Origin of the sequence: Streptomyces bacillaris (assembly GCF_003268675.1) — a bacterium.
In the GTDB taxonomy this organism is placed as follows: Bacteria; Actinomycetota; Actinomycetes; order Streptomycetales; family Streptomycetaceae; genus Streptomyces; species Streptomyces bacillaris.
The window spans coordinates 5,864,107-5,887,202 of the sequence record NZ_CP029378.1 but is presented as its reverse complement, the minus strand read 5'-3'; the positions used below and the strand labels follow the sequence as shown (position 1 = coordinate 5,887,202).

Genomic DNA, 23,096 nt, shown 5'->3' with positions numbered 1-23,096 from the left:
GTACGGCAGCCGAGCCCCAGGAGTACCGAACTTGTCCGCACCACGCATCGGCGTTTCCATCGTGACCATGGGGGACCGCCCGCAGGCGGTCGAGGCGCTGCTGGCGTCGGTCGCGATGCAGGACGTCCGGCCCACCCGACTCGTGATCATCGGCAACGGGACGACGCTTCCGGACTACGCCGCCACCCCCGGCCTGGAGGATCTCGACGGCGGGGTGACCACGATCGAGCTGCAGGAGAACCTGGGCTGCCCGGGCGGCCGCAACGAGGGGCTGCGCCGGCTCGCCGAGATCGGTGACGTGGATGTGGTGATCGAGCTGGACGACGACGGGCTCCTGGTCGACAAGGACGTCTTCCGCCGGGTCCGGGACCACTTCGCCGCCGACGACCGGCTCGGCATCGTCGGCTTCCGGATCGCCGACGAGCACGGCGAGACCCAGCGCCGGCACGTGCCCCGGCTGCGGGCGGGCGACCCGATGCGGGGCGGCCAGGTGACGGCGTTCCTCGGCGGGGGCCATGCGTTCTCGATGAAGATGCTGGCGGAGACGGGGCTGTGGCCCGCGGAGTTCTTCTTCACCCACGAGGAGACGGACCTCGCCTGGCGGGCGCTGGACGCGGGGTGGAAGGTGCTGTACGAGCCGGAGCTGCTGCTCCAGCACCCGAAGACGTCCCCCGCCCGGCACGCTGTGTACTACCGGATGACGGCCCGCAACCGCGTCTGGCTCGCCCGCCGCAACCTGCCCCTCCCGCTGGTCCCGGCCTACCTCTCCACCTGGACCCTGCTCACCCTGGCCCGCACCCGCGACCCGAAGGGGCTGCGCGCCTGGGCGGGCGGGTTCGCGGAGGGCGTCCGCACCCCGTGCGGGGACCGGCGGCCGATGCGCTGGTCGACGGTGTGGCGGATGACGAGGCTGGGCCGCCCGCCGGTCATCTGACCCGTGTCCCTCCCGTACGGGTGAGGGACAATGGCAGGAGCACGAGCGAGGGGGCCCGGCGCCGGGGGAAGACGTGCGTCGGGAACACCGGGGGAGGAAGGCCGCGATGAGCTGGTACTGGTGGGTTCTCATCTTCTTCTGGATCGGGGGCTTCACCTGGACCCAGGACACCGTCCGCAAGGCCCTGCGCAAGCGGCACAAGCGGAAGCTGGAGCTGCTGAGGGCGACGACGGACCGGCAGCTCGCGCTCGAGGCCGCCAACAGGCCGCCGGAGCCGGTCTGCGGCTGCACCCACCACCTGGCCAAGCACGACAAGCAGGGCCGGTGCCATGAGCAGGTGGAGGTGGCGACGGCCTGGGACGAGAACAGGAAGCCGCTGCGCTACGAGGCGGGCCGGTGCACCTGTCAGCAGTACGTGGGCCCGCAGCCGCTCTCGCAGGTGTACGCGGAGGAGCTGACCGACCGCTGGCCGGCCGAGGCGCCGGTGGCTGAGGAGCCGACGGCGAAAGAGTTCCCGGCGACGGCGAAAGAGCCTCCGGCCGGGTGAAACACCTGGTCGGAGGCTCTTGTCGGCCTTGGCAGCAGCCAAGCCAGGCTGTACGCCGGGTTCTGTCGCCCGGTCGCCTCGCGGCGGCCGGGGAGACGGCCATCCATCTAGGACCGGCATTGCTGCCGGCCTCGTGCGGTCTACCCGTGAACTCGGGCGAGCAGCCCTCGGACGTTCACGCAGGGCCGTCCATCGCTGGAACGGCCCCCTCTTGACCTTGCTCCGGGTGGGGTTTACCTAGCCGCCTGAGTCACCTCAGGCGCTGGTGGTCTCTTACACCACCGTTTCACCCTTACCCGGGACCGAGGTCCCGGGCGGTCTGTTCTCTGTGGCACTGTCCCGCGGGTCACCCCGGGTGGCCGTTAGCCACCACCCTGCTCTGTGGAGCCCGGACGTTCCTCGGGAGGCCCCGAAGGGTCCTCACGCGGCCGTCCGCCTGCCTTGACTGCTCCGCCCATCCTAACGGGCCGCACACGTGACCCGTCCGGGGTCCCTCAGCCGAAGTCCGCCGTCTCCAGGTCGAAGCCGAAGGGCTCGGGGAGCGGGAGCGGTTTTCCGTACGGGATGGTCAGGTGCTGGCGGTAGTCGTCGCCCTCCGGGTCGCTGAACAGCGTCACCGAGGCGGCGTCCCGGTCGATGAGGAGGTAGAGCGGGATGCCTCCGCGCGCGTAGCAGCGACGCTTGGCCTCGCGGTCGGCCTGGGGCTTGGTGGAGGTCACCTCGACGACGAGGGCGACGCCTTCGCAGGGCATCCAGGGGTCTGCGCCGCGGAAGAGGCGGCGTTCCGTGGGGGCGAACGTGCCGTCGGGGATCGCGTGGTTCTTCGGGCAGCCTCCGCCGCTGCGGAGCTTGAAGCCCTTGTTCCCGGAGAAGTCCATGTCCGTGCGGGACTTCCGCAGGATCTGCTTCAGAACCACGTTGATGTAGTCCTCGTGGTCCCCGTCCGGCGGCGGCGTCACGACAATCTCCCCCTCGATCAGTTCCGCCCGGAAGCCTTCCGGCGTGTCCAGGGCCAGGAAGCCCTCCAGAAGGACTTCCGCCTGCGTGAGCGGCTCGTGCGCCATGGCAGTCATGTCACGCCCCTTCCTCGGTCGCTCGCCAGACTGGGACATCGGGGGACCAGCCGTCCGTGAGATGGGAGTTCTTCCCCCGATCGTGGCACAGCTCCGTGCCGTGTGGACGGAAGGCTCCGGGGTCCGTCGGCCGAGGCCGGTGCTTGACCTTGCCGCGACGTCATGGTTTCTCCTGGCCTCATGCGTATCGGAGAGATCGCCGCGCTCGTCGGAGTCACCTCCCGGGCCATCCGGCACTACCACCACATCGGGCTGCTGCCCGAACCCGCCCGGCGGGCCAACGGCTACCGGGCCTACACCGTGCGCGATGCCGTGCTGCTGGCGCGGATCAGGCGGCTGACCGAGATCGGGCTCTCGCTGGACGAGGTGCGGGACGTACTGGCGGACGACGCGGGGCGGGAGCCGGCCGAGGTGCTCGGGGAGCTGGACGCGGATCTGGCGCGGCAGGAGCGGGAGATCCGGGAGCGGCGGCGGGTGCTGGCCGCGCTGCTGGAGGCGCCGCCCGCCTCGGACGGGCCGCTCTCCCCCGCTCTGGCCACGCTGCTGGAACGGGCGCCCGTCGCCGGGTCCCCGGCCGCGGCGAAGGACCGGGAGCATCTGCTGTTGCTGGACGCGGCGGGTGGCGGGGGCGGTGCCGGGTCCGAGCTGTACGCGGCGCTGCGGCCGCTGGCCGACGACCCCGGGGTGGCGGTGCTGTACGAGCGGCTCGACGAGCTGGCCGGGGCTCCGGCGGACGACCCCCGAGTCCCCGCGCTGGCGGCCGACCTCGCCGCCGCCGTACCGGACGTGGTCCTGGCGGTGATCCCGGAGGGGGAGCCGTCGGCGGCGGGGTGGGGGCGGGCCCTGCTCGACGACTATCCGCCCGCGCAGCGCGAGGTGGTGCGCCGGGTGATGGAAGCGCTGGCCGTCCGGGTCCGCGCGAGGCGAGGGAGGTCGGGGTGAGAGGCATGGCTCTGCGGGCGGCTCGGGCCGCCTTGTGGGTGGCGCTGCCCGCCGAACTGGCGCTGGTGGTCTGCCTGGCGGGCGGGGTACGGATCACCGGTGCGGTCCTGGTGGCGGTGGAGGCGCTCGTCGTGGGCGTGCTCGCGCTGGAGGCCGCCGTGACGTGGCCGCTGTACACGGCCCGGCGGCGGGCCGGCGAGGGACGGCGAGCGGCCGCGCTGTCGGCGGTGCGCGCCGTGGTGCCGGTGGCGGTGCGGCGGCTGATGGTGCACGAGTTGCGGGCGCTGCACAGTCTGGGGGTGTGGGCCGTACGCCGTCGGCACCGCATCCCCGAAGGGGCACTGCCCTTCTCGTACACCGAGCCGCAGACCGGGACGATGTGGGCGTTCTTCTTCGCCTCCGTCCTGGAGACCGTGGTGCTGGCCCTGGTGATCCCCTGGCCGCTGGTCCACCTGATCCTGCTGGTGGTGGGCGTGTACGGGACGGTGCTCATCGTCGCCCTGCACGCGGCCTGCGTGACCCGGCCGCACGTGGTGGGGGCCGACGGTTCGCTGCGGCTGCGCTACGGCGCCCTGTTCGACCTGCGGGTGCCCGCCTCCCTCATCACCGCCGCCCGGGTGGAGCGGCGCTACGACGGCGGTGGGCTCGTGCGGGTCGACGAGAACGGGGGTCTCGACCTGGCGGTGGGGAGCCGGACGACGGTGACGGTGGAGCTGGCGAGGCCGGTGGAGTTCGTCCGGCCGCTGGGGCGGAGCGGGAGCGCCCGCACGCTCCGGTTCCACGCGGACGATCCTCGGGCAGCGGTCGCCGCGCTCTCGCGGAAGCCGGTCACGCCCGTCACGCCCGTCACGCCCGTCACGCCCGTCACGCCCGTCACGCCCGTCACGCCCGTCACGCCGGAGCGAACAGCACCGTCTTCGCCGCCGGGCCCGCCTGTGTGAGCCGGACCCGTAGCCGCTCCCCCAGCGGGAGCGGGGCCGTACCGCCCTCGATCCGGCCGACGACCGCCGGGTCCCGGAGGTGGACCGTGCCGGTGGCCGGGTTCCGCTCCCCGACATCGACCACGTACGCGTCGAAGAGTTCACCCACCCGCCCCTCCAGCAGCGCCGCCTCCACCAGGTCGACGCAGGCCCGCTCCACGGTGTTGGCCCGGCGCGTCCCCTCGGCCATCTCCTTCGGGAGTGCGGGAAGGGCCTCCCGTACCCACTCCGGGGGCTCCTTCCCCGCCGTCGCGGCGAGGCAGAGTTCGGCGGCGTACCGGTCGACCAGGCGGCGCAGCGGGGCCGTGCAGTGGGTGTAGAGGTCGGCCACGGCCGCGTGCACGGCGGGGTCGGGGAGTTCGCCGTGGTCGAAGGCGGTGTAGCCGGCGCCGCGCAGCAGGGTGGTGCACTCCTGGAGGAAGGCCGCGTGGTTGCTCCGGCGCGGGTCGAGGGAGCGCACGATCTGGGCATACGGGACGTGGTGCGGCCAGTCGACGCGCAGGGCGCGGGCGGACCGCCGCAGCCGGGCGACGGCTCCGTCCGGGGCGATCGGCAGGGTGCGCAGGATGCCGGTGCCCGTCTGGGCCATGAGGTGGGCGGCGGCGATCCCGGTGAGGAGCGAGATCTGGGCGTTCCAGGCCTCGGCGGGGAGCGAGGCCCGGTAGGCGAGGCCGTAGGCGCCGTCGTGCCCGGTGATCTCCTGCTCGGGGACGTCGAGCGAGATGCCGCCGCGGGCCAGCTCCTGTTCCTCGCGCAGCCGTCCGATCTCCCGGAGCAGGGCGAGGGGTTCCTCGGCGGTACGGGCGTCGATCCGCCGCTGCACGCCCGCGTAGTCGAGCTTGGCGCGGCTGCGGACCAGGGCCCGGCGTACGTCGGTGGCCGTGGCCTGCCCGTCGCCGTCCAGGTCGATCCGCCAGAGCGCGGCCGGGCGGACCTCGCCGGGGAGCAGGCTGGCCGCCCCCTCGGAGAGGACGGTGGGGTGGAGGGGGACGCGGTCGTCGGGGAAGTAGAGGGTGGTGACCCGGCGGTGGGCCTCCGCGTCGAGCGCCCCGCCCGGCCGGACGAAGGCGGCGACGTCCGCGATGGCGTAGTGCACCCGGTAGCCGCGCCCGCCCGGCCGGCGCTCCAGGTACATCGCCTGGTCCAGGTCGGTGGAGGCAGGCGGGTCGATGGTGAGGAGCGGGAGGCCGGTGGCGTCCTCGTGGGCCGACAGTCCGGGGTCCCGTACGGCCGCCTCCGCCTCGGCCATCGCCTCGGCGGGGAAGGCGGCGGGCAGGCCCAGCTCGGTGCGCAGGTCGCGCAGGGCGGCCCCGAGCGAACAGTCGGCCGCTCCGGTCATACGCAGGTGGCGGCGGGGCATGGACCGAGCGTAGGCCGGGGGACGGCGAGCGGCATCCGGGGCGGGCCCGGCGCCGGCTCACGTGCTCCTGTACGGCGCCGGGGCCGGGCCGAGGCCCGTACGCCACGCGGAAGCCGTCGCGGCAGGGCGCCCGCGTCCGGTACGCCACCCGGAAGCCGTCACCGCAAGGCCGTCCGCCCCAGCGCCGTACCGGCGGCCCCGCCCCGCCCCCGTACCCTTGCCGAGGGTCCCGGCGCGCCCGCACGCCGCCGGGGGCCGACCGGTCGTGCGTACGAAGGAGAACCGCCGTGCTCGTGCTGTTGCCGCCCTCCGAAGGAAAGGCCGCCTCGGGGCGCGGGGCTCCCCTGAAGCCGGAGTCGCTGTCGCTGCCGGGGCTCGCCGAGGGGCGGGCTGCGGTCCTGGACGAGCTGGTGGAGCTGTGCCAGGCGGACGAGGAGAAGGCCCGTGAGGTGCTCGGGCTGAGTGTGGGGCTGCGGGGCGAGGTCGGGAAGAACGCGGAGCTGCGGACCGCCGGGACCCGGCCGGCCGGGGAGCTGTACACCGGGGTGCTGTACGACGCCCTCGGTCTGGCCTCCCTGGACGCGGGCGCCCGGCGCCTCGCCGCCTCCTCGCTGCTGGTCTTCTCCGGGCTCTGGGGCGCCGTCCGGATCGGGGACCGGATTCCGCCGTACCGCTGCTCGATGGGCGTGAAGCTCCCCGGCCTCGGCGCGCTCGGCGCGTACTGGCGCACGTCCATGGAGGCGGTCCTGCCCGAGGCCGCCGGGGACGGGCTCGTCCTGGATCTGCGGTCCTCCGCCTACGCCTCCGCGTGGAAGCCCAAGGGCGAGGTCGCCGCGCGGACGGCGAGCGTGCGGGTGCTCCAGTCGCAGATCGTGGACGGAGTGGAGAAGCGGTCCGTCGTCAGCCACTTCAACAAGGCGACCAAGGGACGGCTGGTGCGCGATCTGCTGTCGGCGGGTGCCCGGCCGAAGAACCCGGCGGAGCTGGTGGATGCGCTGCGCGATCTCGGGTACGTGGTGGAGGCCGAGGCTCCCGCGCGCGCCGGGCGGCCGTGGTCGCTCGATGTGGTGGTGACGGAGATCCACTGAGGGGTCGTTGCACCCACTGCAACGAGCGTTGCAGGTAGTGCCCTCGGGCGGCAGGATGGGGCCATGACCTCCTCCCTGCCGCCCGCCGCGCCCTCCGACACCTCCGTACTGGATCTCGCCCCCGTCATCCCCGTCGTCGTCCTGCACGACGTGGCCGACGCGGTGCCACTGGCGCGGGCGCTGGTGGCCGGGGGGCTTCCGGCGATCGAGGTGACCCTGCGGACGCCCGCCGCGCTCGACGCCATCCGGGCCGTCGCCGCCGAGGTGCCGGGCGCGGTCGTCGGGGCCGGTACGGTCATCTCGCCGCAGCACGTACGGGACACCGTCGACGCGGGCGCCCGGTTCCTGGTCAGCCCGGGGTGGACGGACGCGCTGCTGGAGGCGATGCGGGAGGCCGGGGTGCCGTTCCTGCCCGGTGTCTCGACCACCTCCGAGGTGGTGGCCCTGCTGGAGCGCGGGGTCAGCGACATGAAGTTCTTCCCGGCCGAGGCGGCGGGCGGCACGGCCTATCTCAAGGCCCTCTCCGCCCCGCTCCCCCAGGCCCGGTTCTGCCCGACCGGCGGCATCTCCCCCGCCTCGGCGCCCTCGTACCTCGCCCTGCCCAACGTCGCCTGCGTGGGCGGCAGTTGGATGGTGCCGGAGGACGCGGTGGCGGCGAAGGACTGGGACCGGGTGGCCCGGCTCGCGGCGGAGGCGGCGGCTCTGGGGGCCTGAACCCACAGAGAGGCGATGGCACTGGGGGCCTGAGCCCGCGAAGAGGCAGCGGCGGCGCTCACCGGCTGAAGCGCCTCAGCGCCTCAGCGCAGGATCTGCACCGCGTACATCCCGCCGATACCCAGCGCCAGCACCCCCAGCAGCAGCCGCAACGCCGTCTCCGGCAGCCGGGGCTGGAGGTGCGCGCCCAGGTACCCCCCGCAGAGGCCGCCCAGACCGCAGGCCAGGCCGAGCGTCCAGTACGGGGCGATGTCCCCGGTCACCGTCAGGGCGAGCAGCGCGTACGTCCCCGCGCCCACGACGGAGGTCACGAAGGTGGCGGCCAGCGCGGCCGGGGCCACCTTCGCGACCGGCATCCCGCGCCCGACCAGGATCGGGCCGAGGAGCGAGCCGCCGCCGATCCCGTAGATCCCGCCCGCCACGCCGACGGCCAGGGCGAGGCGGGTGATGCTCCGGGGTGAGGGTTCCGGGCCCGGGGCCCTCGTGCGGGCGGCGCGGTGCAGCGTACGGAGGCAGAGCCAGCCGCCCAGCGGGAGCAGCAGCACCGCGATGAGCAGCCGGAACACCGACGGGCCCGGCACCGCGAAGACGCGGATCACCGCGCCGACGACGACCCCGGGGACCGTGCCCAGGACCAGCAGCCGGGTGAGGGGACCGCGGAGCCCGCCGTTCCGGTGGTGGCGCAGCAGGGCGCCGGGGCCGGCCACCACGTTGTAGAGCAGGTTCGTCGGGGTGACCGCCGGGCTGGGCACCCCGAGCACGCTGACCTGGACCGGCAGCAGGAACACCGCCCCGGACACCCCGACCGGCGCGGTCACCACCGAGATCAGCAGCCCGGCGGCGAAGCCGAGCACCGCCGTCCACCCGTCCGTCCCGTCCATCGAGGCCCCTGTGGCCGTCAGCGCAGGTGCGAGGTGTCGTTGAGCAGGCGTACGGAGGCGTTGCCGTCCCCGTAGTACGCGACCGTGGAGATCGAGGCGGCCGACAGCTCCATCCGGAACATCGCCTGCGCCGGGGCCTCCAGCGCCAGCCGGACCAGCGTCTTGATCGGGGTGACGTGGGTGACGAGCAGGACCGTGCGGCCCGCGTACCGGGCGGTCAGCCGGTCCCGGGCGGCCGCGACCCGGGTGGCGACCTCCGTGAAGCTCTCGCCGCCGCCCGTCGGCGCGGTGTCCGGGTCCGCGAGCCAGGCCGTCAGGTCGTCCCCGTACCGCTCGCGCACCTCCCCGAAGGTCAGCCCCTCCCACGCGCCGAAGTCCGTCTCGCGCAGGCCCTCGTCGATGCGGACCTCCAGGCCGAGGCGGTCCGCGACGGCGGCGGCGGTCTCCCGGCAGCGGCGCAGCGGTGAGCTGACGATGTCCTGGACAGTGCCGAGGGCCGCGAAGTGGGCGGCGGCCCGGGCGGCCTGGTCGCGGCCGGTGGCGGAGAGTTCGGGGTCGGTGCCGCCGCTGCCGGAGAACCGTTTCTCGGGGGTGAGCGCGGTCTCGCCGTGCCGGAGCAGGACGAAGGTGGCGGGTGCGCCCAGGTCGGGGGCGGCGGCCCAGCCGACCTGCGGGGCCGGGGTGGGGGCGGAGCCGGACGCCGATGCCGCCGCGGCACCGGCGATCGCGCTGACGTCCGTCGGCTCGGGGGCTGTCGGCTCAGGGGCTGCCGGCTCAGCGGATGGCGGCGCTGGTTCCTCCGCCGTGGGCACCTCGAACAGCGTTCCCGCCTCCGTCCCGCCCCGCGCCGCCGCCAGCGCGGCCCGGGCCTTCGCCGCGCCCGCCACCGCGTCGCCGGGCGGGCCCCGGTCGGGCAGCGGGGTGCGGGCGGGGGCGTCCAGCTCGGCGGTGGAGGCGGCCGCCTCCCACTGCCGGCCGTCGCGGCCCGCGTCCATCGCCTCGTTGGCGAGCCGGTCCGCGTGCTTGTTCTGCGCGCGCGGGATCCACTCGTACGTGACGGAGGACGGCGGCAGGATCGCGGCGGCGCGGGCCGCCAGCGGCTTCATGTCGGGGTGCTTGATCTTCCAGCGCCCCGACATCTGCTCGACCACCAGCTTGGAGTCCATCCGGACGTGGACCCGCAGGTCAGGACCGGTGGTCCCCGCGTCGGGGAACAGCGCCTTCGCGGCCGTCAGACCGGCGATCAGACCCCGGTACTCGGCCACGTTGTTCGTCGCGACGCCGATGTACTCGGCGGCCTCCGCGAGCGTCTCGCCGGTGGCCGCGTCGATGACCACCGCACCGTAACCGGCGGGCCCCGGGTTGCCCCGGGAGCCGCCGTCTGCCTCGACCACCAGCCGGCGGACAGCGCTCATTACAGGCCCGACTCCGCGGTGCGGACCAGGATGCGGCGGCAGTTCTCGCAGCGCAGGACCGTGTCGGGGGACGCGGCCTTCACCTCGTTGACCTCGGTGATGTTCAGCTCCAGGCGGCAGCCCTCGCAGCGGCGCTGGTAGAGCCGGGCGGCGCCGACCCCGCCCTGCTGGGCGCGGAGCTTGTCGTACAGCTTGATCAGGTCGGCGGGGATGACCTCGGCGACGACCTCGCGGTCCTTGGTCACCGTGGCGGCCTCGGCGTCCAGTTCGGCGGTGGCGGCGTCCCGGCGGGCGGTGGCGTCGTCGACCTTGGCCTGGACGGCGGCGACCCGCTGGGTCAGCTCCGCGACCCGCTCCTGGGCGGCCTCGCGGCGCTCCATGATCTCCAGGACGACGTCCTCCAGGTCTCCCTGGCGCTTGGCGAGCGAGGCGATCTCGCGCTGGAGGCTCTCCAGGTCCTTGGGCGAGGAGACCGCGCCGGAGTCCAGCCGCTGCTGGTCGCGGACGGCACGCTGGCGCACCTGGTCGACGTCCTGCTCGGCCTTGGTCTGCTCGCGGCTGGTGTCGCTCTCCTCGGTGGTGGAGGCGACCAGCAGGTCACGGAGCTGGGCGAGGTCGCTGCTCAGCTGCTCGATCTCGGCGTGCTCCGGCAGCGAGGCGCGCTTGTGGGCGAGCTGGGCGAGGCGTACGTCGAGGGCCTGGACTTCGAGGAGTCGGATCTGGTCGGCGGGCGCGGCGTTCAGTTGGGGGCTCCAGAGGAATGGTGGGTGGTCCAGGGGTCGGTGACCTGCTTCGAGACGTGGACCCGCAGGTCCCATCCGTGGCGGTCGGAGATCGCGTCGAGCTGCGCGGCCGCCTGCTCGCACCAGGGCCACTCGGTGGCCCAGTGCGCGGCGTCGACCAGGCCGAGCGGCGAGTGCTGCACGGCCTCGGAGGCCGGGTGGTGGCGCAGGTCGGCGGTGAGGAAGGCGTCGACGCCGGAGGCGCGTACGGCGTCGAAGAGGCTGTCGCCGGAGCCGCCGCTGACGGCGACGGTCCGTACAAGCGCCTCCGGATCGCCGGCCAGCCGGATGCCCTGCGCGGTGGCGGGGAGCCGGGCGGCGGCGCGGGCGGCGAAGGCGGCCAGGGTCTCGGGGTGGGCCGGCTCGCAGATCCGGCCGAGTCCGCGCCGCCCGTGGGGGTCGGTGGGGTCCGGTACGAGAGGGCCGGTGACGCGCAGGTCCAGGGCGCCGGCGAGGGCGTCGGAGACTCCGGGGTCGGCGGTGTCGGCGTTGGTGTGCGCGACGTGGAGGGCGATGTCGTGCTTGATGAGGGTGTGGACGACCTTGCCCTTGAAAGTGTCGGCGGCGACCGTCGTCGTCCCGCGCAGATAGAGCGGGTGGTGGGTGACGATCAGCTGGGCGCCGAGCTTCCGGGCCTCGTCCACGATCTCGTGGACGGGGTCGACGGCGAAGAGCACCCGGTCGACCTCGGCGTCCGGGTCGCCGCAGACGGTGCCGACCGCGTCCCACCCCTCGGCCCGCTCGGGGGGCCAGAGGGCGTCGAGGGCGGCGAGGACTTCAGACAGACGGGGCACGGGGGAAAGGCTACCTGTCCGGGCAGGCCCGCCGCCCCGGGCCGCCGGACCTGTACGCCAGGACCGGCGGCCGGACACGAATCGTTACTTCACCAGGCCGCTTCGCCACTTCACCAGGCCGGCCCGGAGGCGGCCGCTTCGGCTTCGACAGGCGGGCCCGGAGGCGGTCACTCCACCCGGCTCCGGGCGGAGGCGGTCGCTGTACCCGCCCCCGCTCGCGGACGGCTACTTCACCAGGTCCGCGCGGAGGTCGTCGAGGACCAGGCCCGCCGCGGTGACGCCGAGGCCCAGGTACCAGGTCTCGTCGGAGACGTCCTTGGCCCGGCCCTCCTTCACCGCGTCGAGCTTCTTCCACAGCGGGTTGGCCCGGGCGGTGTCGCGCTGGGTCGCCTTCGGGTCGCCGTAGACGCCGGTGAAGATCCAGTCGGCGTCCGCCTCGTCGATCCGCTCCGGGCTGATCTCGGTGGCCAGGTCGTCGATCTGCTGGTTCTCCGGGCGGGGCAGGCCGACGTCCTCCAGGATCGTGCCGATGAACGACCCCTTGGCGTAGAGCCGGAGGCGGTCGGGCATGTAGCGGACCATGGAGACGGTCGGCTTGTCGGGGCCGATGTCCTTGCCCAGCTTCTCCGCCTTCGCCTGGTAGGCGGCCAGGGCCGAGTGGGCCTTCTCGGTGCGGTCCAGGGCGGCCGCGTTGAGGAGGTAGTTCTCCTTCCAGGTGAAGCCGGGACGGATGGAGAACACGGTCGGGGCGATCTTGGACAGCTCGTCGTACTTGTCGGCCGCGCGCAGCTGGCTGCCGAGGATCAGGTCGGGCTGGAGCCCCGCGATGGCCTCGAGGTTGAGGCTGTTGATCGTGCCGACGCTCTTCGGGCTGCCCGCGCCCTTCTCCAGGTACGAGGGGATGGCCGCGTCGCCCTCGCTGGGCGCGTAGCCGACGGGCTCGATGCCGAGCGAAACGACGTTGTCGAACTCACCGACGTCCAGGACGACCACCCGCTTCGGGGCCGCCTTGATCTCGGTCTTCCCCATGGCGTGCGTGACGGTACGGGGGAACACGCCCGGCTCCGCCTCGGTGCCGTACGCCGCCGTCTTCCTCGCCGCGTCCGCGAAGTCCTTGCCGCCGGTGGCGGCGGCCGCCTTCTTGTCGCCGCCCGCGTCCCCCTTGGCCGCGTCCCCGCCGTCGCCGCTCCCGCAGGCCGAGAGGGAGAGGGCGGCGGCGACCGCCAGGGCGACTGCGGCGGTGCCGCGAGGCCGAAGGGACATCGTCTGCTCCTGCTGGTGCGCATACGTGCACGGGGCACGCCTGTTCGGTTAGGGCTGCCTCACCATAGACATGGACCCCTCCGCCAGCACACCCACCCTCACCACCTCAGGAGAATCCGGGCATCGCCACCCTTATGTGTGAAGTGCGGTGGCACGTGTTGTTCGGCTGGACGTGCGAAAACTAGCTTTCGTAGCCGGAGGTGACGAGCCCATGACTGCCTGTGCCATCGAGGGCGGAACCGCCGGGGCCGCCACGGCGGCGGACCCCGGCCCGGAGACGGCGGGCCCCGGCCCGGACGGGCCCGGCGAGACCGGGGAGAGTGGCGAGAGAGGGGAGCCCGTCGGGGTCAGGGAGCCGGCCGGGGTCGGGGGACCCGTCGGGGCGGGAAGCCATACCCCCGGCACGCCCCCCGCCCCCGACGTACCCCATACCCCCGGTACGCCCCACGTCCCCGACGTCCTCACGCTCACCGCGGACGGTGCGTACGGGGCGCGGCTGACGGCGGCACCCGCTCCGCCCGGCGGGCAGCGGGCCTGGTACCCGGAGCGCTGGACGCTGGACGGGCCCGAGCCCTACGCCGTACCGCTGCCGCTCAACCAGCCCGAGGAGCCGGACGCGCAGGTGGTGCCGCTCGCCGACGGGCGGGTGCTGATCCGGCGGCGGGTGGCGGACCGCCAGACGTTCTCGCTGCTCTACCCGACCGGGCCGGTCACCGGCGAACTGGCCCTCGGCGCGGTCGAGTGCGAGGGGATGGTGCTGCTGCCGCCCTCGCCGGACGGCCGCAGCGTGTACGGCCTCACCGCCGGTGACCACTCCTCGCTGCTCTGGCTGGTGGCCGGGGGCTCCTTCGGGCCGGAGCTGGTCGCGGAGGTGCCCGGCCACTGCTCGGGCGGGGTGTGGCTGGACCGGGCGGGCCGGATGCTGGCCCTGGACCGGCGGCCGGCGGGTGGCGGGCCGGTCAAGGCGGTCGCCGTGGACCTGGAGCGGAACGGCGAGGTGACCCCGCTGCTCCAGATCGCGCCCGCGAGCGACGACCGGCTGCTGCTGGCCGACGCGGACAGCGGGCTGCTGCTCATCCGCTCGAACGCGCCGGGCCACGACCGGCTCGGCTGGGGCGTGCTGGGCAGCTGTCTGCCCGTCCGCTTCCCGGAGTGCCTGCGTCCGGCGGATGTGGCGGTGACGCCGTTCGCCGTGCAGCCGGGTCAGATGCTGATGCCGGAGAGCTGTGCCGTGGCGCTGCGGATGGACGGGCCGGCCGGGAGCTGGGTGGGGATCTGGCGTCCGCAGGGGCGGCGGCTGCACCAGGTCGCGGCGCCGGAGGGCTGGTCGGCGGGGGCCGGTTTCTGGAGCCGGGACGGCGTGCTGCACCTTCCGTACGCCAACGCCTCGACGCCCTGCGGGGTGGCGCTGATCGACGCCCCGGGCGACGAGGAACCGCCCCCGGAGGCGGGCGGAACGGGCGGAACGGGCGGCGTCGGACACGGAACGGAACCGTCCGCAGCCGTCGCCCCTCCTGCCGTGTGCAAGCCGGTTCCTCTGGGGCAGGCGCCGCTGCACCGGGTCGCGTCGACTGACTAGACTCGGGGCTCTTGAGGCTACGCAGCCGTAGGGGGCGGGCACCGGCGGTGACCGCGTCGGGCGGCGGAGGCGGGCCTGCGGTACACGCACCACACGCGCGGGTGCATCAGGAACACCCGCGTGCGACACAGGCAAGCGATCACAACGGGGTGACTTCCCAGATGTCCGAAGCCCGAACCGACACGACCACGCCGCGCACGCCGGGGGGCGACGCGGAAGGGGCCGCGACCGGCGGTTCCGGAAAGCACCGAGGGGGTGCGTCGATGGAGAACACCTCGGTGCAGCCGCACGGCCGCCACCGCAGGCCCGCCCCGGAGGAGTCCCGGGCGGCCTGAGCCACAGGCGAACAGCGTGACCGGCGGGCCCGGTACGGCGAACAGCCGTACCGGGCCCGTCCGTTGAAATCCGTCGATCTCCTACTCCCGCTTCAGGCCCAGCACTTCGGCCGCCGCGAAGGTCTCGCCCCGGGGGCGGTCCGCGTAGTACGGGGTGAGCAGTTCGTCCAGCTCGGCATAGGTGAACGTCTCCTTCGCCGCGTCGAACTTGGCCGCCACCCTGGGCCGTTCGACGATCGCGACCATGCCTCCGTGGACGACGAGCAGCTGCCCGTTGACCCCGGCCGCGGCGGGCGAGGCGAGATAGCCGACGAGCGGGGAGACATGTTCGGGGGCGAGGGCGTCGAGGGTACCGTCGGCCGGTTCCTGGAAGCCCGCGAAGACGTCCTCGGTCATCCGGGTACGGGCGCGCGGGCAGATGGCGTTGGCGGTGACGCCGTACTTGGCGAGGGCGAGGGCGGTGGAGGTGGTGAGGCCGACGATGCCGCCCTTGGCCGCCGCGTAGTTGGGCTGGCCCGCCGAGCCCGCGAGGTACGCCTCCGAAGAGGTGTTGACGATCCGGCCGTAGACCGGGCCGCCGGTCTCCTTGGAGCGGGCGCGCCAGTGGGCGGCGGCGAAGTGGGTGGTGTTGTAGTGGCCCTTGAGGTGGACGCGGATGACCGCGTCCCACTCGTCCTCGGTCATGGAGAAGATCATCCGGTCGCGGAGGATGCCCGCGTTGTTGACCAGGATGTCCAGCGTGCCGTACGTACGGATCGCCAACTCGACCAGTTCGTGGGCCTGTTCGTGGTCGGCCACGTCTCCGAGGTGGGCCGTCGCCCGGCCGCCCGCCGCGCGGATCTCGGCGGCGACCTCCTCGGCGGGCGCGGCGGACGCCTCGCCCGAGCCGTCGAGGCCGGGCTGCCCGTAGTCGTTGACGACGACGGCGGCGCCGAGCCGGGCCAGTTCCAGGGCCTCGGCGCGGCCGAGGCCGCGGCCGGCGCCGGTGACGATCGCGGAGAGCCCGTCCAGCGGGCGGGGAAGTGACATCGCGTTCCTCAACGTCGTTGGTCGGGTGGCCGGTTCAGAGCTGGATGCAGGTACGCAGCGACTCGCCGGTCCGCATCTGCTCCAGGGCGTCGTTGACCTCCTCCAGCCGGACCCGGTGGGTGATCATCGACTCCAGGTCGATCCGTCCCGCCCGCCAGAGCGCGATGGCCCGCTCGTAGGAGCGCAGCACGTCCCCGCCGCCGTACATCGAGGGGAGGATGCGCTTCTCGTCGAAGAACAGCTCGAACATGTTGACCTGGAAGTGGTCGTCCATGGCCCCGGCGCCGACGATGCAGAGGGTGCCGCCGCGGCGGGTGTGCTCGTAGGCGGTGCGGGCGGTGGCGGACTTGCCGACGACCTCGAAGACGTAGTCGAAGCCCTCGCCGCCGGTGATGCGCTGCTTGGCGTCGGCCAGTCCGTCCGGGGCGACGGCCTCGGTGGCGCCGAAGCGGAGGGCGGCCTCGCGGCGGGAGGCGACCGGGTCGACGGCGACGATCCGGGCGGCGCCCTGGACCCGGGCGCCCTGGATCGTGGAGATGCCGACGCCGCCGCAGCCGATGACGGCGACCGACGAACCGGCTTCCACCTGGGCGGTGTTGATGGCGGCGCCGAGGCCGGTGGTGACCCCGCAGCCGATGAGGGCGGCGATCTCGAACGGTACGTCGTCGGGGATCGGCACCGCGCAGCCCGCACCGACGACGACCTCCTCGGTGAAGGTGCCGGTGCCCGCGAAGCCGAAGACGTCGCCGCCGGGGCGCTTGAAGTTGGGGGTGCCCGCGTTCAGGAAGCCCGCCAGGCAGAGCTGGGTCTGGCCGCGCCTGCAGGAGGGACAGGCCCCGCAGGCGGGCAGCCAGCAGACGAGGACCCGGTCGCCCGCGCTCAGGCCGGTCACCCCGTCGCCGACGTCGAGGACCTCGCCCGCGCCCTCGTGGCCGGGGATGAAGGGGGCGGGCTGCGGGAGGACGCCGTTCATCGCGGAGACGTCGGAGTGGCAGAGCCCGGTGGCCCGGATGCGGAGCCTGACCTTTCCGGGGCCGAACCCCACCGCCTCGACGTCGTCGAGGACTTCCAGCTTCTCCTGGCCTGTCTCGTGCAGTACGGCTGCGCGCATGGGTACGGCTCCCCTCGAATCGGCTGCCGGAAGCGGTGCTGCTGGGGTCGGGGTTCGGTTCAGGAGTGTTCGACGAGCGTGTCCGCGAGGACCGGGGCGTCGTCCCGTCCGGCGGCGGTCACCGCCACCTGGACGCGCCCGTCCCCGACCCGCCACATCCGGATGCGGAGGGTCTCGCCGGGGAAGACCACTCCGGCGAAGCGGGTGCGGTAGGCGGCGATCCGGGAGACGTCACCGTCCAGCAGGGTGTCGGTGACGGCCTTGAGGACCATGCCGTACGTGCACAGCCCGTGCAGGATCGGCCGGTCGAAGCCGGCGAGCTTGGCGAAGGCCGGGTCGGCGTGGAGCGGGTTCCAGTCCCCGGAGAGGCGGTAGAGCAGCGCCTGGTCCTCGCGGATCGGGCGTTCGGCGGTGCGGTCGGGGGCCCGGTCGGGCAGGGCGAGGCGGTCGGAGGGCCCGCGCTCGCCGCCGAACCCGCCCTCTCCCCGTACGAAGATCTGCGCGTCGTTGGTCCAGAGCGGCCCCTCGTCACCGTGCGCCTCGGTGCGGAGCACGATGACGGCGGCCTTGCCCTTGTCGTACACGGCCGCGACCTTCGAGGTCTGGACGGCCCGGCCGGTGACGGGGATCGGGCGGTGGACGCGGACGGACTGGCCGCCGTGCAGGACGGCGGCGAGGTCCACGTCGATCCCGTCCGCGCCCATCCCCCCGAAGGCGGCCGTCCCGGCGCCCGCGACGGTGGTGAAGCTCGGCAGCACCTGGAGCCGGGACTCCAGGGTGTAGCGCAGCTCGTCCGGGTCGGTGGCGGGGATCCCCGCGCCGAGGCCCAGGTGGTAGAGCTGGACGTCCTTGTGGTTCCAGGCGATCTCGGCTCGGCGGGGGGCTGCGGCGAGGGCCGCTCGGGCATCGATGGGCATGGCGAAGCCGCTCCTTGACGGGGGAGACCGACGGTGGAAGACCTCGGTGCGGCCTGTCCGCACCGCCGACCGCACCGAGGCCGCGCGGGGACCGGCAGGGCGCACCCTTCTAGAACGCGTTCTAGCCGATGGCCCATGTATAACGCAGCCCCCGGAAGTTGGGAAGAGTGCTGACGCCATGTCAGATCCGGCGGTTCACACCCGCTCCTGGGCCTGCGCCTTCGCCTGTGCCGCCGTCGTGGGTTCCGCCGCCCGCTCCTCCCGTACGCGGGATGTCCGGTGGTTCGGCAGCCAGGCCAGCATCACCACGACGCCCACCAGCAGCACCCCGCACGCGGTGCGGAACGCCGAGGCGTATCCGGCGGTGACCTCCGCCGGGTCCACCGAGCCCGCCGTGCGGGCGGCGGCGACCGTGGAGAGCACCGCGAGGCCGAGCGCGCCGCCCATGGTGCGGGAGGTGTTGACCAGGCCGGAGACGAGTCCGGCGTCCCCGGGGGCCGCGCCGGAGGTGGCGAGGGTGGCCAGCGGGGTGGAGGCGAGGCCCGCCCCGGCCATCATCAGGATGCCGGGGAACATGATCGCGGTGAGGTAGGAACCGTGGACGCCCATGGTGGACTGCCAGCCGAACCCGGCGGCGGTGATCAGGACTCCGGCGACGGCGAGGGCCTTGGGCCCCGTACGCACCATGATCCGGGGCGCGATCTTGGAGCCGATGATCACGGCGGCGGAGGTCGGCATCAGGGCGAGACCGGCCTGCAACGGCGTGTAGCCCAGCACGTTCTGGGCGTAGACGGTCATGAAGTACCACATGGCGAAGGTCGCGGACCCCATGAGGAGCATCGCCACGTTGGCCGAGGAGACGGCCCGTGCGCCGAAGACCCGCAGCGGGACCAGCGGCACCGCCGTCCGCGCCTCGACCAGCACGAACGTGCCCAGCAGCGCCACCCCGGCCACCAGCGGGACCAGGGTGGCGGCGGCCGTCCAGCCCACGGCCTCGGTCTGGACGATGCCGTACGCGACGGTGGCGAGGCCCGCGGTGGCCAGGACGGCCCCCAGCAGGTCGATGCGGCGGCGGTCGCCCGCCCGGCCCTCGGTGATCCACAGGGCGGCGGCGACCAGGACGAGCGCGCCGATGGGGACGTTGATGAGGAGGACCCAGCGCCAGGAGAGGGCGTCGGTGAGGATCCCGCCGATGAGCCCGCCGGCCGCGCCGCCGCCCGCGCCGACCGCCATCCAGGTCGCTATCGCCTTGGTCCGGGCGGGCCCCTCGGGGACGGCGGCGGTCAGGATGGTGAGGGTGGCGGGGGCAAGGACGGCGGCCCCGAGGCCCTGTGCGGCCCGGGCGGCGAGGAGCTGCCACCCCTCCTGGGCGAGGCCGCCCGCGAGGGAGGCGGCGGTGAAGACCCCGAGCCCGACGAGGAACATCCGCTTCCGGCCGTAGATGTCGGCGGCCCGCCCGCCCAGCAGCATGAACCCGGCGAACGCGATCGAGTAGGCGTTGACGACCCACTGGAGCGCGCTGTGGCTCAGCCCCAGGTCGGCCCGCATGGAGGGCAGCGCCACGTTGACCACGGAGACATCGAGGACGACGAGGAACTGGCCCGTGCAGGCGGCGAGGACGACGGCCCAGGCGCCGGTGGGTATCCGGGAGCGGGAGGTACGGGGGGACGCGGGTGCGGGGACATCTGCCATGCCGGTCATGGTCGCAGGTAGTACGTGCCCCGTACATCGGGTATCGGCAGGAGATCTCGGATCACGTTCGTCCTAGGACCGAGGTCCCCGCCGGCCGTAGGACCGAAGTCCCCCTCCCCCGCCGTGGTCTCACCGCCGCAGCAGCGTCACCACCGCCGCCCCGCCCAGCCCGATGTTGTGGGCGAGCCCCGTGCGGGCGCGCGCGACTTGGCGCGGGCCCGCCTCGCCGCGCAGCTGCCAGGTCAGCTCGGCAACCTGGGCGATGCCGGTCGCGCCGAGCGGGTGCCCCTTGGAGATCAGCCCGCCCGACGGGTTCACCACCCACCGCCCGCCGTACGTCGTCGCCCCGGACTCCACGAGCTTGCCGGACTCCCCCTCGCCGCAGAGGCCGAGCGCCTCGTAGGTGAGCAGCTCGTTGACGGAGAAGCAGTCGTGCAGCTCGATCACGTCGAGGTCGCCGGGGCCCAGGCCGGAGGCCGCGTACACCTGCCCGGCCGCCGCCCTCGACATCGGGGTGCCGACCGCGTCGATGCAGGTGCCGGAGGCGAAGGAGGCCCCGGTGTCGGTGGTCATGGCCTGGGCGGCGATCTCCACGGCCCGCTCCCCCAGGCCCTGGCGCTCCACGAACCGCTCGGAGACGACCACGGCCGCCGCCGCACCGTCGGAGGTGGGTGAGCACTGGAGCTTGGTGAGCGGGGCGTGGACGGTACGGGCGGCGAGGACCTCCTCCACCGTGTACGGGTCCTGGAACTGGGCGTAGGGGTTGTTCACCGAGTGCCGGTGGTTCTTGGCTCCGACGGCCGCGAGCTGTGCGGGTGTGGTCCCGTACCGCTCCATGTGCTCGCGGGCCGCGTTGCCGAAGATCTGGGCGGTGGGCGGGGCGTCGGTGAAGCCGTGGGCGGCGGCCATGATCCCGTAGTGCCGGGCGACGGGCGAGGCCGCGAAGTCGCTCCCGGAGCCCCCGGAGCGGCCCAGCGAGCCGCGGGCCATCTTCTCGAAGCCGACCGCCAGCACGCAGTCGCTGCCGCCGCCCGCCACGAACTGCCGGGCCAGCATCAGGGCGGTGGAGCCGGTGGCGCAGTTGTTGTTGACGTTGTAGACGGGGACGCCGGTGAGCCCCAGCCCGTAGACGGCCCGCTGTCCGGCGGTGGAGGGCTGGAAGCAGTAGCCGACGGGGACCTGTTCGACCTGGTCGTAGCGGACCCCCGCGTCCTCCAGCGCTGCCGTGCCCGCCTCGCGGACCATGTCCCCGTAACTCCAGTCGCGGGTCTCGGGCTTCTCGAACTTCGTCATGCCGACGCCGACGATGTAGGCCTTCATCATTCCGAGCCTCTCTGCGTTGCTGCGGTCAGTCCCGGGGCAGGCCGAGGATGCGCTCGGCGACGACGTTCAGTTGGATCTGGGTGGTGCCGCCCGCGATGGTCAGACAGCGGGACATCAGGAAGCCGTGCAGCGCCCGCTCCCCCGCCTCCGGTTCGGCCACCGCCCCGTCCGGGCCGAGGAGTTCGAGGGTGAGCTCCGCGACCTTCTGCTGGTGGGCGGTCTGGACGAGCTTGCGCACCGAGGCCCCGGCGCCCGGTTCGAGGCCGGAGACCTGGCGGAGCGTGGTGCGCAGGCCGATGCAGGCGAGGGCGTGCGCCTCGGCGGCGAGGGCGCCGATCCGGGTACGGGTCGCGTCGTCGGTCTCCGCCGAGCGGGCGATCAGCGCTTCGAGGCCGGTATCGAAGGTCAACTGGTCGGCCATGTGGACGCGTTCGTTGCCGAGCGTGTTGCGGGCGACGCGCCAGCCGCCGCCGACCTCGCCCACGACGGCGTCGGGCGGCAGGAGCACGTCGTCGAAGTGGACCTCGTTGAAGAGGGATTCACCGGTGATCTCCCGCAGCGGGCGGATGCCGATGCCCCGGGCCTTCTTCATGTCGACCAGGAAGTAGGTGAGCCCCCGGTGCCTGGGCGCGTCGGGGTCGGTGCGGGCGAGCAGGATGCCGTGGTCGGCGGTGCGGGCGGCGCTCGTCCAGACCTTCTGCCCGGTGATCCGCCAGCCCTCCCCGGTCCGTACGGCACGGGTGCGCAGGGCGGCCAGGTCGGAGCCGGCGTCGGGTTCGGAGAAGAGCTGGCACCACTGGAGGTCGCCGCGCAGGGTGGCGGGGAGATAGCGCTCGCGCTGCGCCTCGGTCCCGTACGCGATCAGGGACGGCACCACCCAGGTGGCGACGGAGAGGTCGCTGAGCCGGATGGACTGCTCGGCCAGCTCCTGCTGGATCGCCAGTTGTTGTACGGGCCCCGCGCCCAAGCCGTACGGGGGCGGGAGGTGCGGGGCCGCATAGCCGGTGGGGGCGAGGGCGCGGCGGGCCTCGCGGGGCGGCAGGCCACGGGCGGCGGTGAGGTGGGAGCGGGCCTCGGCGCGGTGGCGGGCGGCCTCGGGCGGGAGTTCCAGGGTGAGTTCGCGGCGGGCGCCGGCCGCGGCGAGGCGGGCGGCGCGCAGCAGGTGGGCGTCGGCGGTCCCGAGGAGCTGGCGGGCGAGGACGGCCCGGCGTAACCAGAGGTGGGCGTCGTGCTCCCAGGTGAAACCGGTGCCGCCGAGGATCTGGATGGTGTCCTTGGCGCAGGTGTACGCGGCCTCCGGTGCGGTGGCGGCGGCGAGGGCGGCGGTGAGCCCACGCGCCCCGTCCCCGGACTCCTCGTCGGCGGCGCGGGCGGCGTCCCAGGTGAGGGCGCGGGCCTGTTCGAGGCGGACGAGCATGTCGGCGCAGAGGTGCTTGACCGCCTGGAACGCGCCGATGGGCCGCCCGAACTGCTCCCGTACGCGGGCGTGTTCGACGGCCGTGCACAGACAGCGGGCGGCGGTCCCGCAGGCGTCGGCGGCGAGGAGGACGGCGGCCAGGTCGCGGACGAGGGCGGATGCGATGGGCAGGGTCCGGTGGGCCGGTACGGGGACGGCGTCGGCCCGCACCTGTGCCGTGGGCCGGGTGGGGTCGACGCTGCGGTGCGGGCGCACGGTGAGCCCTTCCGTCCCGGCGTCCACGAGGAACCAGCGCTCGCCGGTGGGGGTGGCGGCGGGGAGGAGCAGCAGGTCGGCGGCGTCGGCGGAGAGGGCGGGCGGGGCGGTGCCGTCGAGGCGGTGGCCGGTCGCGGTGGGGGTGGCGGTGAGGGTGCCGGGGGTGAGGGCGAGGGCGGCGGTACGTTCCCCGGCGGCGATGGCCCGGAGCGTGTCGCCGGTCGCGGGGCCGGGGGTGCGTGCCAGCACCGCGCCCACGAGTACGGTCGCGAGGTACGGGCCGGGCAGCGAGCCGTGGGCCGCCTCCTCCAGGACCACCGCGAGGTCCAGGATTCCGCCGCCCCCGCCCCCGTACTCCTCGGGCAGCTGGATGCCGGTCAACCCCTGTGCGGCGAGCGCCGCCCAGTGCTTGGGGCGCGCTCCGGGTGCGGCCGGGGCCGGTGTGTCGAGGAGTGCGCGGGCCTCGCCGGGCGGGACGGTCCGGGCGAGCCACCCGCGTACGGAGCGGGCCAGTGCGCGGTGTTCCTCGGTGATGCCGACGCCGGTTCCCGTACCGATCGCCGTACCGCTGTCCGTGCCGATGCCCATGGGTTCCCCGCCGGTCGCAGCCACTGGAACGGCGCAAGAGTAGAACACGTTTCACCAAGACGGAACCCACGGGCCCG

21 protein-coding genes and 1 other RNA gene are annotated in these 23,096 nt (G+C 74.0%); 8 read left to right on the top strand and 14 right to left on the bottom strand.

Going from position 1 to position 23,096, the window contains the following annotated elements:
• Positions 1 to 31: 31 nt before the first annotated feature.
• Entirely contained in the window at positions 32 to 934 is a 903-nt protein-coding gene (locus DJ476_RS25585) for a glycosyltransferase family 2 protein (RefSeq protein WP_112491666.1), read from the top strand.
• Between the two features lie 106 nt (positions 935 to 1,040).
• Positions 1,041 to 1,481, top strand: a complete 441-nt coding sequence (locus DJ476_RS25580) for a hypothetical protein (RefSeq protein ID WP_103416303.1) — start codon at positions 1,041 to 1,043, stop codon at positions 1,479 to 1,481.
• Between the two features lie 35 nt (positions 1,482 to 1,516).
• On the opposite strand, the gene rnpB is transcribed toward DJ476_RS25580, so the two are convergent.
• Both rnpB and DJ476_RS25570 read right to left on the bottom strand, forming a co-directional pair.
• Positions 1,517 to 1,925, bottom strand: an RNA gene (gene rnpB / locus DJ476_RS25575) — RNase P RNA component class A.
• A gap of 50 nt (positions 1,926 to 1,975) precedes the next feature.
• Complete coding sequence (locus DJ476_RS25570; RefSeq protein WP_112491665.1) at positions 1,976 to 2,545, bottom strand: Uma2 family endonuclease; 570 nt, start codon at positions 2,543 to 2,545, stop codon at positions 1,976 to 1,978.
• Between the two features lie 189 nt (positions 2,546 to 2,734).
• Between DJ476_RS25570 and DJ476_RS25565 the strand changes: the two genes are divergently transcribed.
• Both DJ476_RS25565 and DJ476_RS25560 read left to right on the top strand, forming a co-directional pair.
• Positions 2,735 to 3,496, top strand: coding sequence for a MerR family transcriptional regulator (locus DJ476_RS25565; RefSeq protein WP_112491664.1), 762 nt, complete (start codon positions 2,735 to 2,737; stop codon positions 3,494 to 3,496).
• Between the two features lie 5 nt (positions 3,497 to 3,501).
• Positions 3,502 to 4,437, top strand: coding sequence for a hypothetical protein (locus DJ476_RS25560; RefSeq protein WP_208853590.1), 936 nt, complete (start codon positions 3,502 to 3,504; stop codon positions 4,435 to 4,437).
• On the opposite strand, the gene DJ476_RS25555 is transcribed toward DJ476_RS25560, so the two are convergent.
• A complete protein-coding gene (locus DJ476_RS25555; RefSeq protein WP_318294793.1) occupies positions 4,388 to 5,836 on the bottom strand; it encodes an RNB domain-containing ribonuclease in 1,449 nt (482 codons plus the stop codon). The genes DJ476_RS25560 and DJ476_RS25555 overlap by 50 nt on opposite strands.
• 287 nt (positions 5,837 to 6,123) lie before the next feature.
• On the opposite strand from DJ476_RS25555, the gene yaaA reads away from it, so the two are divergent.
• On the top strand, positions 6,124 to 6,924 hold the full coding sequence (gene yaaA, locus DJ476_RS25550; RefSeq protein WP_112491663.1) for a peroxide stress protein YaaA: 801 nt from the start codon (positions 6,124 to 6,126) through the stop codon (positions 6,922 to 6,924).
• 63 nt (positions 6,925 to 6,987) lie between these two features.
• Positions 6,988 to 7,638 carry a bifunctional 4-hydroxy-2-oxoglutarate aldolase/2-dehydro-3-deoxy-phosphogluconate aldolase gene (gene eda / locus DJ476_RS25545; RefSeq protein WP_103416307.1) on the top strand — a complete coding sequence of 217 codons (651 nt, stop codon included), beginning with the start codon at positions 6,988 to 6,990 and terminating at the stop codon, positions 7,636 to 7,638.
• Positions 7,639 to 7,721: 83 nt separating this feature from the next.
• On the opposite strand, the gene DJ476_RS25540 is transcribed toward eda, so the two are convergent.
• The 5 genes from DJ476_RS25540 to DJ476_RS25520 all read right to left on the bottom strand — a co-directional run bounded on the left by DJ476_RS25540 (position 7,722) and on the right by DJ476_RS25520 (position 12,773).
• Entirely contained in the window at positions 7,722 to 8,519 is a 798-nt protein-coding gene (locus tag DJ476_RS25540) for a TSUP family transporter (protein ID WP_112491662.1), read from the bottom strand.
• Between the two features lie 17 nt (positions 8,520 to 8,536).
• Positions 8,537 to 9,934: a bifunctional RNase H/acid phosphatase gene (locus DJ476_RS25535; RefSeq protein WP_112491661.1), complete on the bottom strand. Its 1,398-nt coding sequence runs from the start codon at positions 9,932 to 9,934 to the stop codon at positions 8,537 to 8,539.
• Complete coding sequence (locus DJ476_RS25530) at positions 9,934 to 10,677, bottom strand: zinc ribbon domain-containing protein (protein ID WP_181006404.1); 744 nt, start codon at positions 10,675 to 10,677, stop codon at positions 9,934 to 9,936. The genes DJ476_RS25535 and DJ476_RS25530 overlap by 1 nt, the downstream gene beginning before the upstream one ends.
• A complete protein-coding gene (locus tag DJ476_RS25525) occupies positions 10,674 to 11,510 on the bottom strand; it encodes a Nif3-like dinuclear metal center hexameric protein (RefSeq protein ID WP_103416310.1) in 837 nt (278 codons plus the stop codon). Before DJ476_RS25525 ends, DJ476_RS25530 begins: the two co-directional genes overlap by 4 nt.
• Before the next feature lie 225 nt (positions 11,511 to 11,735).
• Positions 11,736 to 12,773 (bottom strand): ABC transporter substrate-binding protein, encoded by a 1,038-nt coding sequence (locus DJ476_RS25520; protein ID WP_103416311.1) that lies wholly within the window; start codon positions 12,771 to 12,773, stop codon positions 11,736 to 11,738.
• Between the two features lie 211 nt (positions 12,774 to 12,984).
• On the opposite strand from DJ476_RS25520, the gene DJ476_RS25515 reads away from it, so the two are divergent.
• Positions 12,985 to 14,352 (top strand): hypothetical protein, encoded by a 1,368-nt coding sequence (locus DJ476_RS25515; protein WP_103416312.1) that lies wholly within the window; start codon positions 12,985 to 12,987, stop codon positions 14,350 to 14,352.
• A gap of 161 nt (positions 14,353 to 14,513) precedes the next feature.
• A complete protein-coding gene (locus DJ476_RS34990; RefSeq protein WP_164877892.1) occupies positions 14,514 to 14,687 on the top strand; it encodes a hypothetical protein in 174 nt (57 codons plus the stop codon).
• 81 nt (positions 14,688 to 14,768) lie between these two features.
• Here the strand turns inward: DJ476_RS34990 and DJ476_RS25510 are convergent, their stop codons facing one another.
• The 6 genes from DJ476_RS25510 to DJ476_RS25485 all read right to left on the bottom strand — a co-directional run bounded on the left by DJ476_RS25510 (position 14,769) and on the right by DJ476_RS25485 (position 23,019).
• Positions 14,769 to 15,716: a 3-oxoacyl-ACP reductase gene (locus tag DJ476_RS25510; RefSeq protein WP_112491660.1), complete on the bottom strand. Its 948-nt coding sequence runs from the start codon at positions 15,714 to 15,716 to the stop codon at positions 14,769 to 14,771.
• Between the two features lie 34 nt (positions 15,717 to 15,750).
• Positions 15,751 to 16,827: a Zn-dependent alcohol dehydrogenase gene (locus tag DJ476_RS25505; protein WP_112491659.1), complete on the bottom strand. Its 1,077-nt coding sequence runs from the start codon at positions 16,825 to 16,827 to the stop codon at positions 15,751 to 15,753.
• Between the two features lie 59 nt (positions 16,828 to 16,886).
• Positions 16,887 to 17,744, bottom strand: coding sequence for a MaoC/PaaZ C-terminal domain-containing protein (locus DJ476_RS25500; RefSeq protein WP_112491658.1), 858 nt, complete (start codon positions 17,742 to 17,744; stop codon positions 16,887 to 16,889).
• A 195-nt stretch (positions 17,745 to 17,939) separates the two neighbouring features.
• Positions 17,940 to 19,445: a DHA2 family efflux MFS transporter permease subunit gene (locus DJ476_RS25495; protein WP_103416316.1), complete on the bottom strand. Its 1,506-nt coding sequence runs from the start codon at positions 19,443 to 19,445 to the stop codon at positions 17,940 to 17,942.
• A gap of 120 nt (positions 19,446 to 19,565) precedes the next feature.
• Positions 19,566 to 20,756 carry a lipid-transfer protein gene (locus DJ476_RS25490; protein WP_103416456.1) on the bottom strand — a complete coding sequence of 397 codons (1,191 nt, stop codon included), beginning with the start codon at positions 20,754 to 20,756 and terminating at the stop codon, positions 19,566 to 19,568.
• Positions 20,757 to 20,784: 28 nt separating this feature from the next.
• On the bottom strand, positions 20,785 to 23,019 hold the full coding sequence (locus tag DJ476_RS25485) for an acyl-CoA dehydrogenase (protein ID WP_208853531.1): 2,235 nt from the start codon (positions 23,017 to 23,019) through the stop codon (positions 20,785 to 20,787).
• Between the last annotated feature and the right edge of the window lie 77 nt (positions 23,020 to 23,096).

What these genes read in the sequence shown, in the direction of transcription:
- DJ476_RS25580 (WP_103416303.1), top strand. Translation starts at nt 1,041, where the DNA reads ATGAGCTGGTACTGGTGGGTTCTCATCTTCTTCTGGATCGGGGGCTTC.
- DJ476_RS25570 (WP_112491665.1), bottom strand. Translation starts at nt 2,545, where the DNA reads ATGGCGCACGAGCCGCTCACGCAGGCGGAAGTCCTTCTGGAGGGCTTC.
- DJ476_RS25565 (WP_112491664.1), top strand. Translation starts at nt 2,735, where the DNA reads ATGCGTATCGGAGAGATCGCCGCGCTCGTCGGAGTCACCTCCCGGGCC.
- DJ476_RS25560 (WP_208853590.1), top strand. Translation starts at nt 3,502, where the DNA reads ATGGCTCTGCGGGCGGCTCGGGCCGCCTTGTGGGTGGCGCTGCCCGCC.
- DJ476_RS25555 (WP_318294793.1), bottom strand. Translation starts at nt 5,836, where the DNA reads ATGCCCCGCCGCCACCTGCGTATGACCGGAGCGGCCGACTGTTCGCTC.
- eda (WP_103416307.1), top strand. Translation starts at nt 6,988, where the DNA reads ATGACCTCCTCCCTGCCGCCCGCCGCGCCCTCCGACACCTCCGTACTG.
- DJ476_RS25540 (WP_112491662.1), bottom strand. Translation starts at nt 8,519, where the DNA reads ATGGACGGGACGGACGGGTGGACGGCGGTGCTCGGCTTCGCCGCCGGG.
- DJ476_RS25535 (WP_112491661.1), bottom strand. Translation starts at nt 9,934, where the DNA reads ATGAGCGCTGTCCGCCGGCTGGTGGTCGAGGCAGACGGCGGCTCCCGG.
- DJ476_RS25520 (WP_103416311.1), bottom strand. Translation starts at nt 12,773, where the DNA reads ATGTCCCTTCGGCCTCGCGGCACCGCCGCAGTCGCCCTGGCGGTCGCC.
- DJ476_RS25515 (WP_103416312.1), top strand. Translation starts at nt 12,985, where the DNA reads ATGACTGCCTGTGCCATCGAGGGCGGAACCGCCGGGGCCGCCACGGCG.
- DJ476_RS34990 (WP_164877892.1), top strand. Translation starts at nt 14,514, where the DNA reads ATGTCCGAAGCCCGAACCGACACGACCACGCCGCGCACGCCGGGGGGC.
- DJ476_RS25510 (WP_112491660.1), bottom strand. Translation starts at nt 15,716, where the DNA reads ATGTCACTTCCCCGCCCGCTGGACGGGCTCTCCGCGATCGTCACCGGC.
- DJ476_RS25505 (WP_112491659.1), bottom strand. Translation starts at nt 16,827, where the DNA reads ATGCGCGCAGCCGTACTGCACGAGACAGGCCAGGAGAAGCTGGAAGTC.
- DJ476_RS25500 (WP_112491658.1), bottom strand. Translation starts at nt 17,744, where the DNA reads ATGCCCATCGATGCCCGAGCGGCCCTCGCCGCAGCCCCCCGCCGAGCC.
- DJ476_RS25495 (WP_103416316.1), bottom strand. Translation starts at nt 19,445, where the DNA reads ATGACCGGCATGGCAGATGTCCCCGCACCCGCGTCCCCCCGTACCTCC.
- DJ476_RS25490 (WP_103416456.1), bottom strand. Translation starts at nt 20,756, where the DNA reads ATGAAGGCCTACATCGTCGGCGTCGGCATGACGAAGTTCGAGAAGCCC.
- DJ476_RS25485 (WP_208853531.1), bottom strand. Translation starts at nt 23,019, where the DNA reads ATGGGCATCGGCACGGACAGCGGTACGGCGATCGGTACGGGAACCGGC.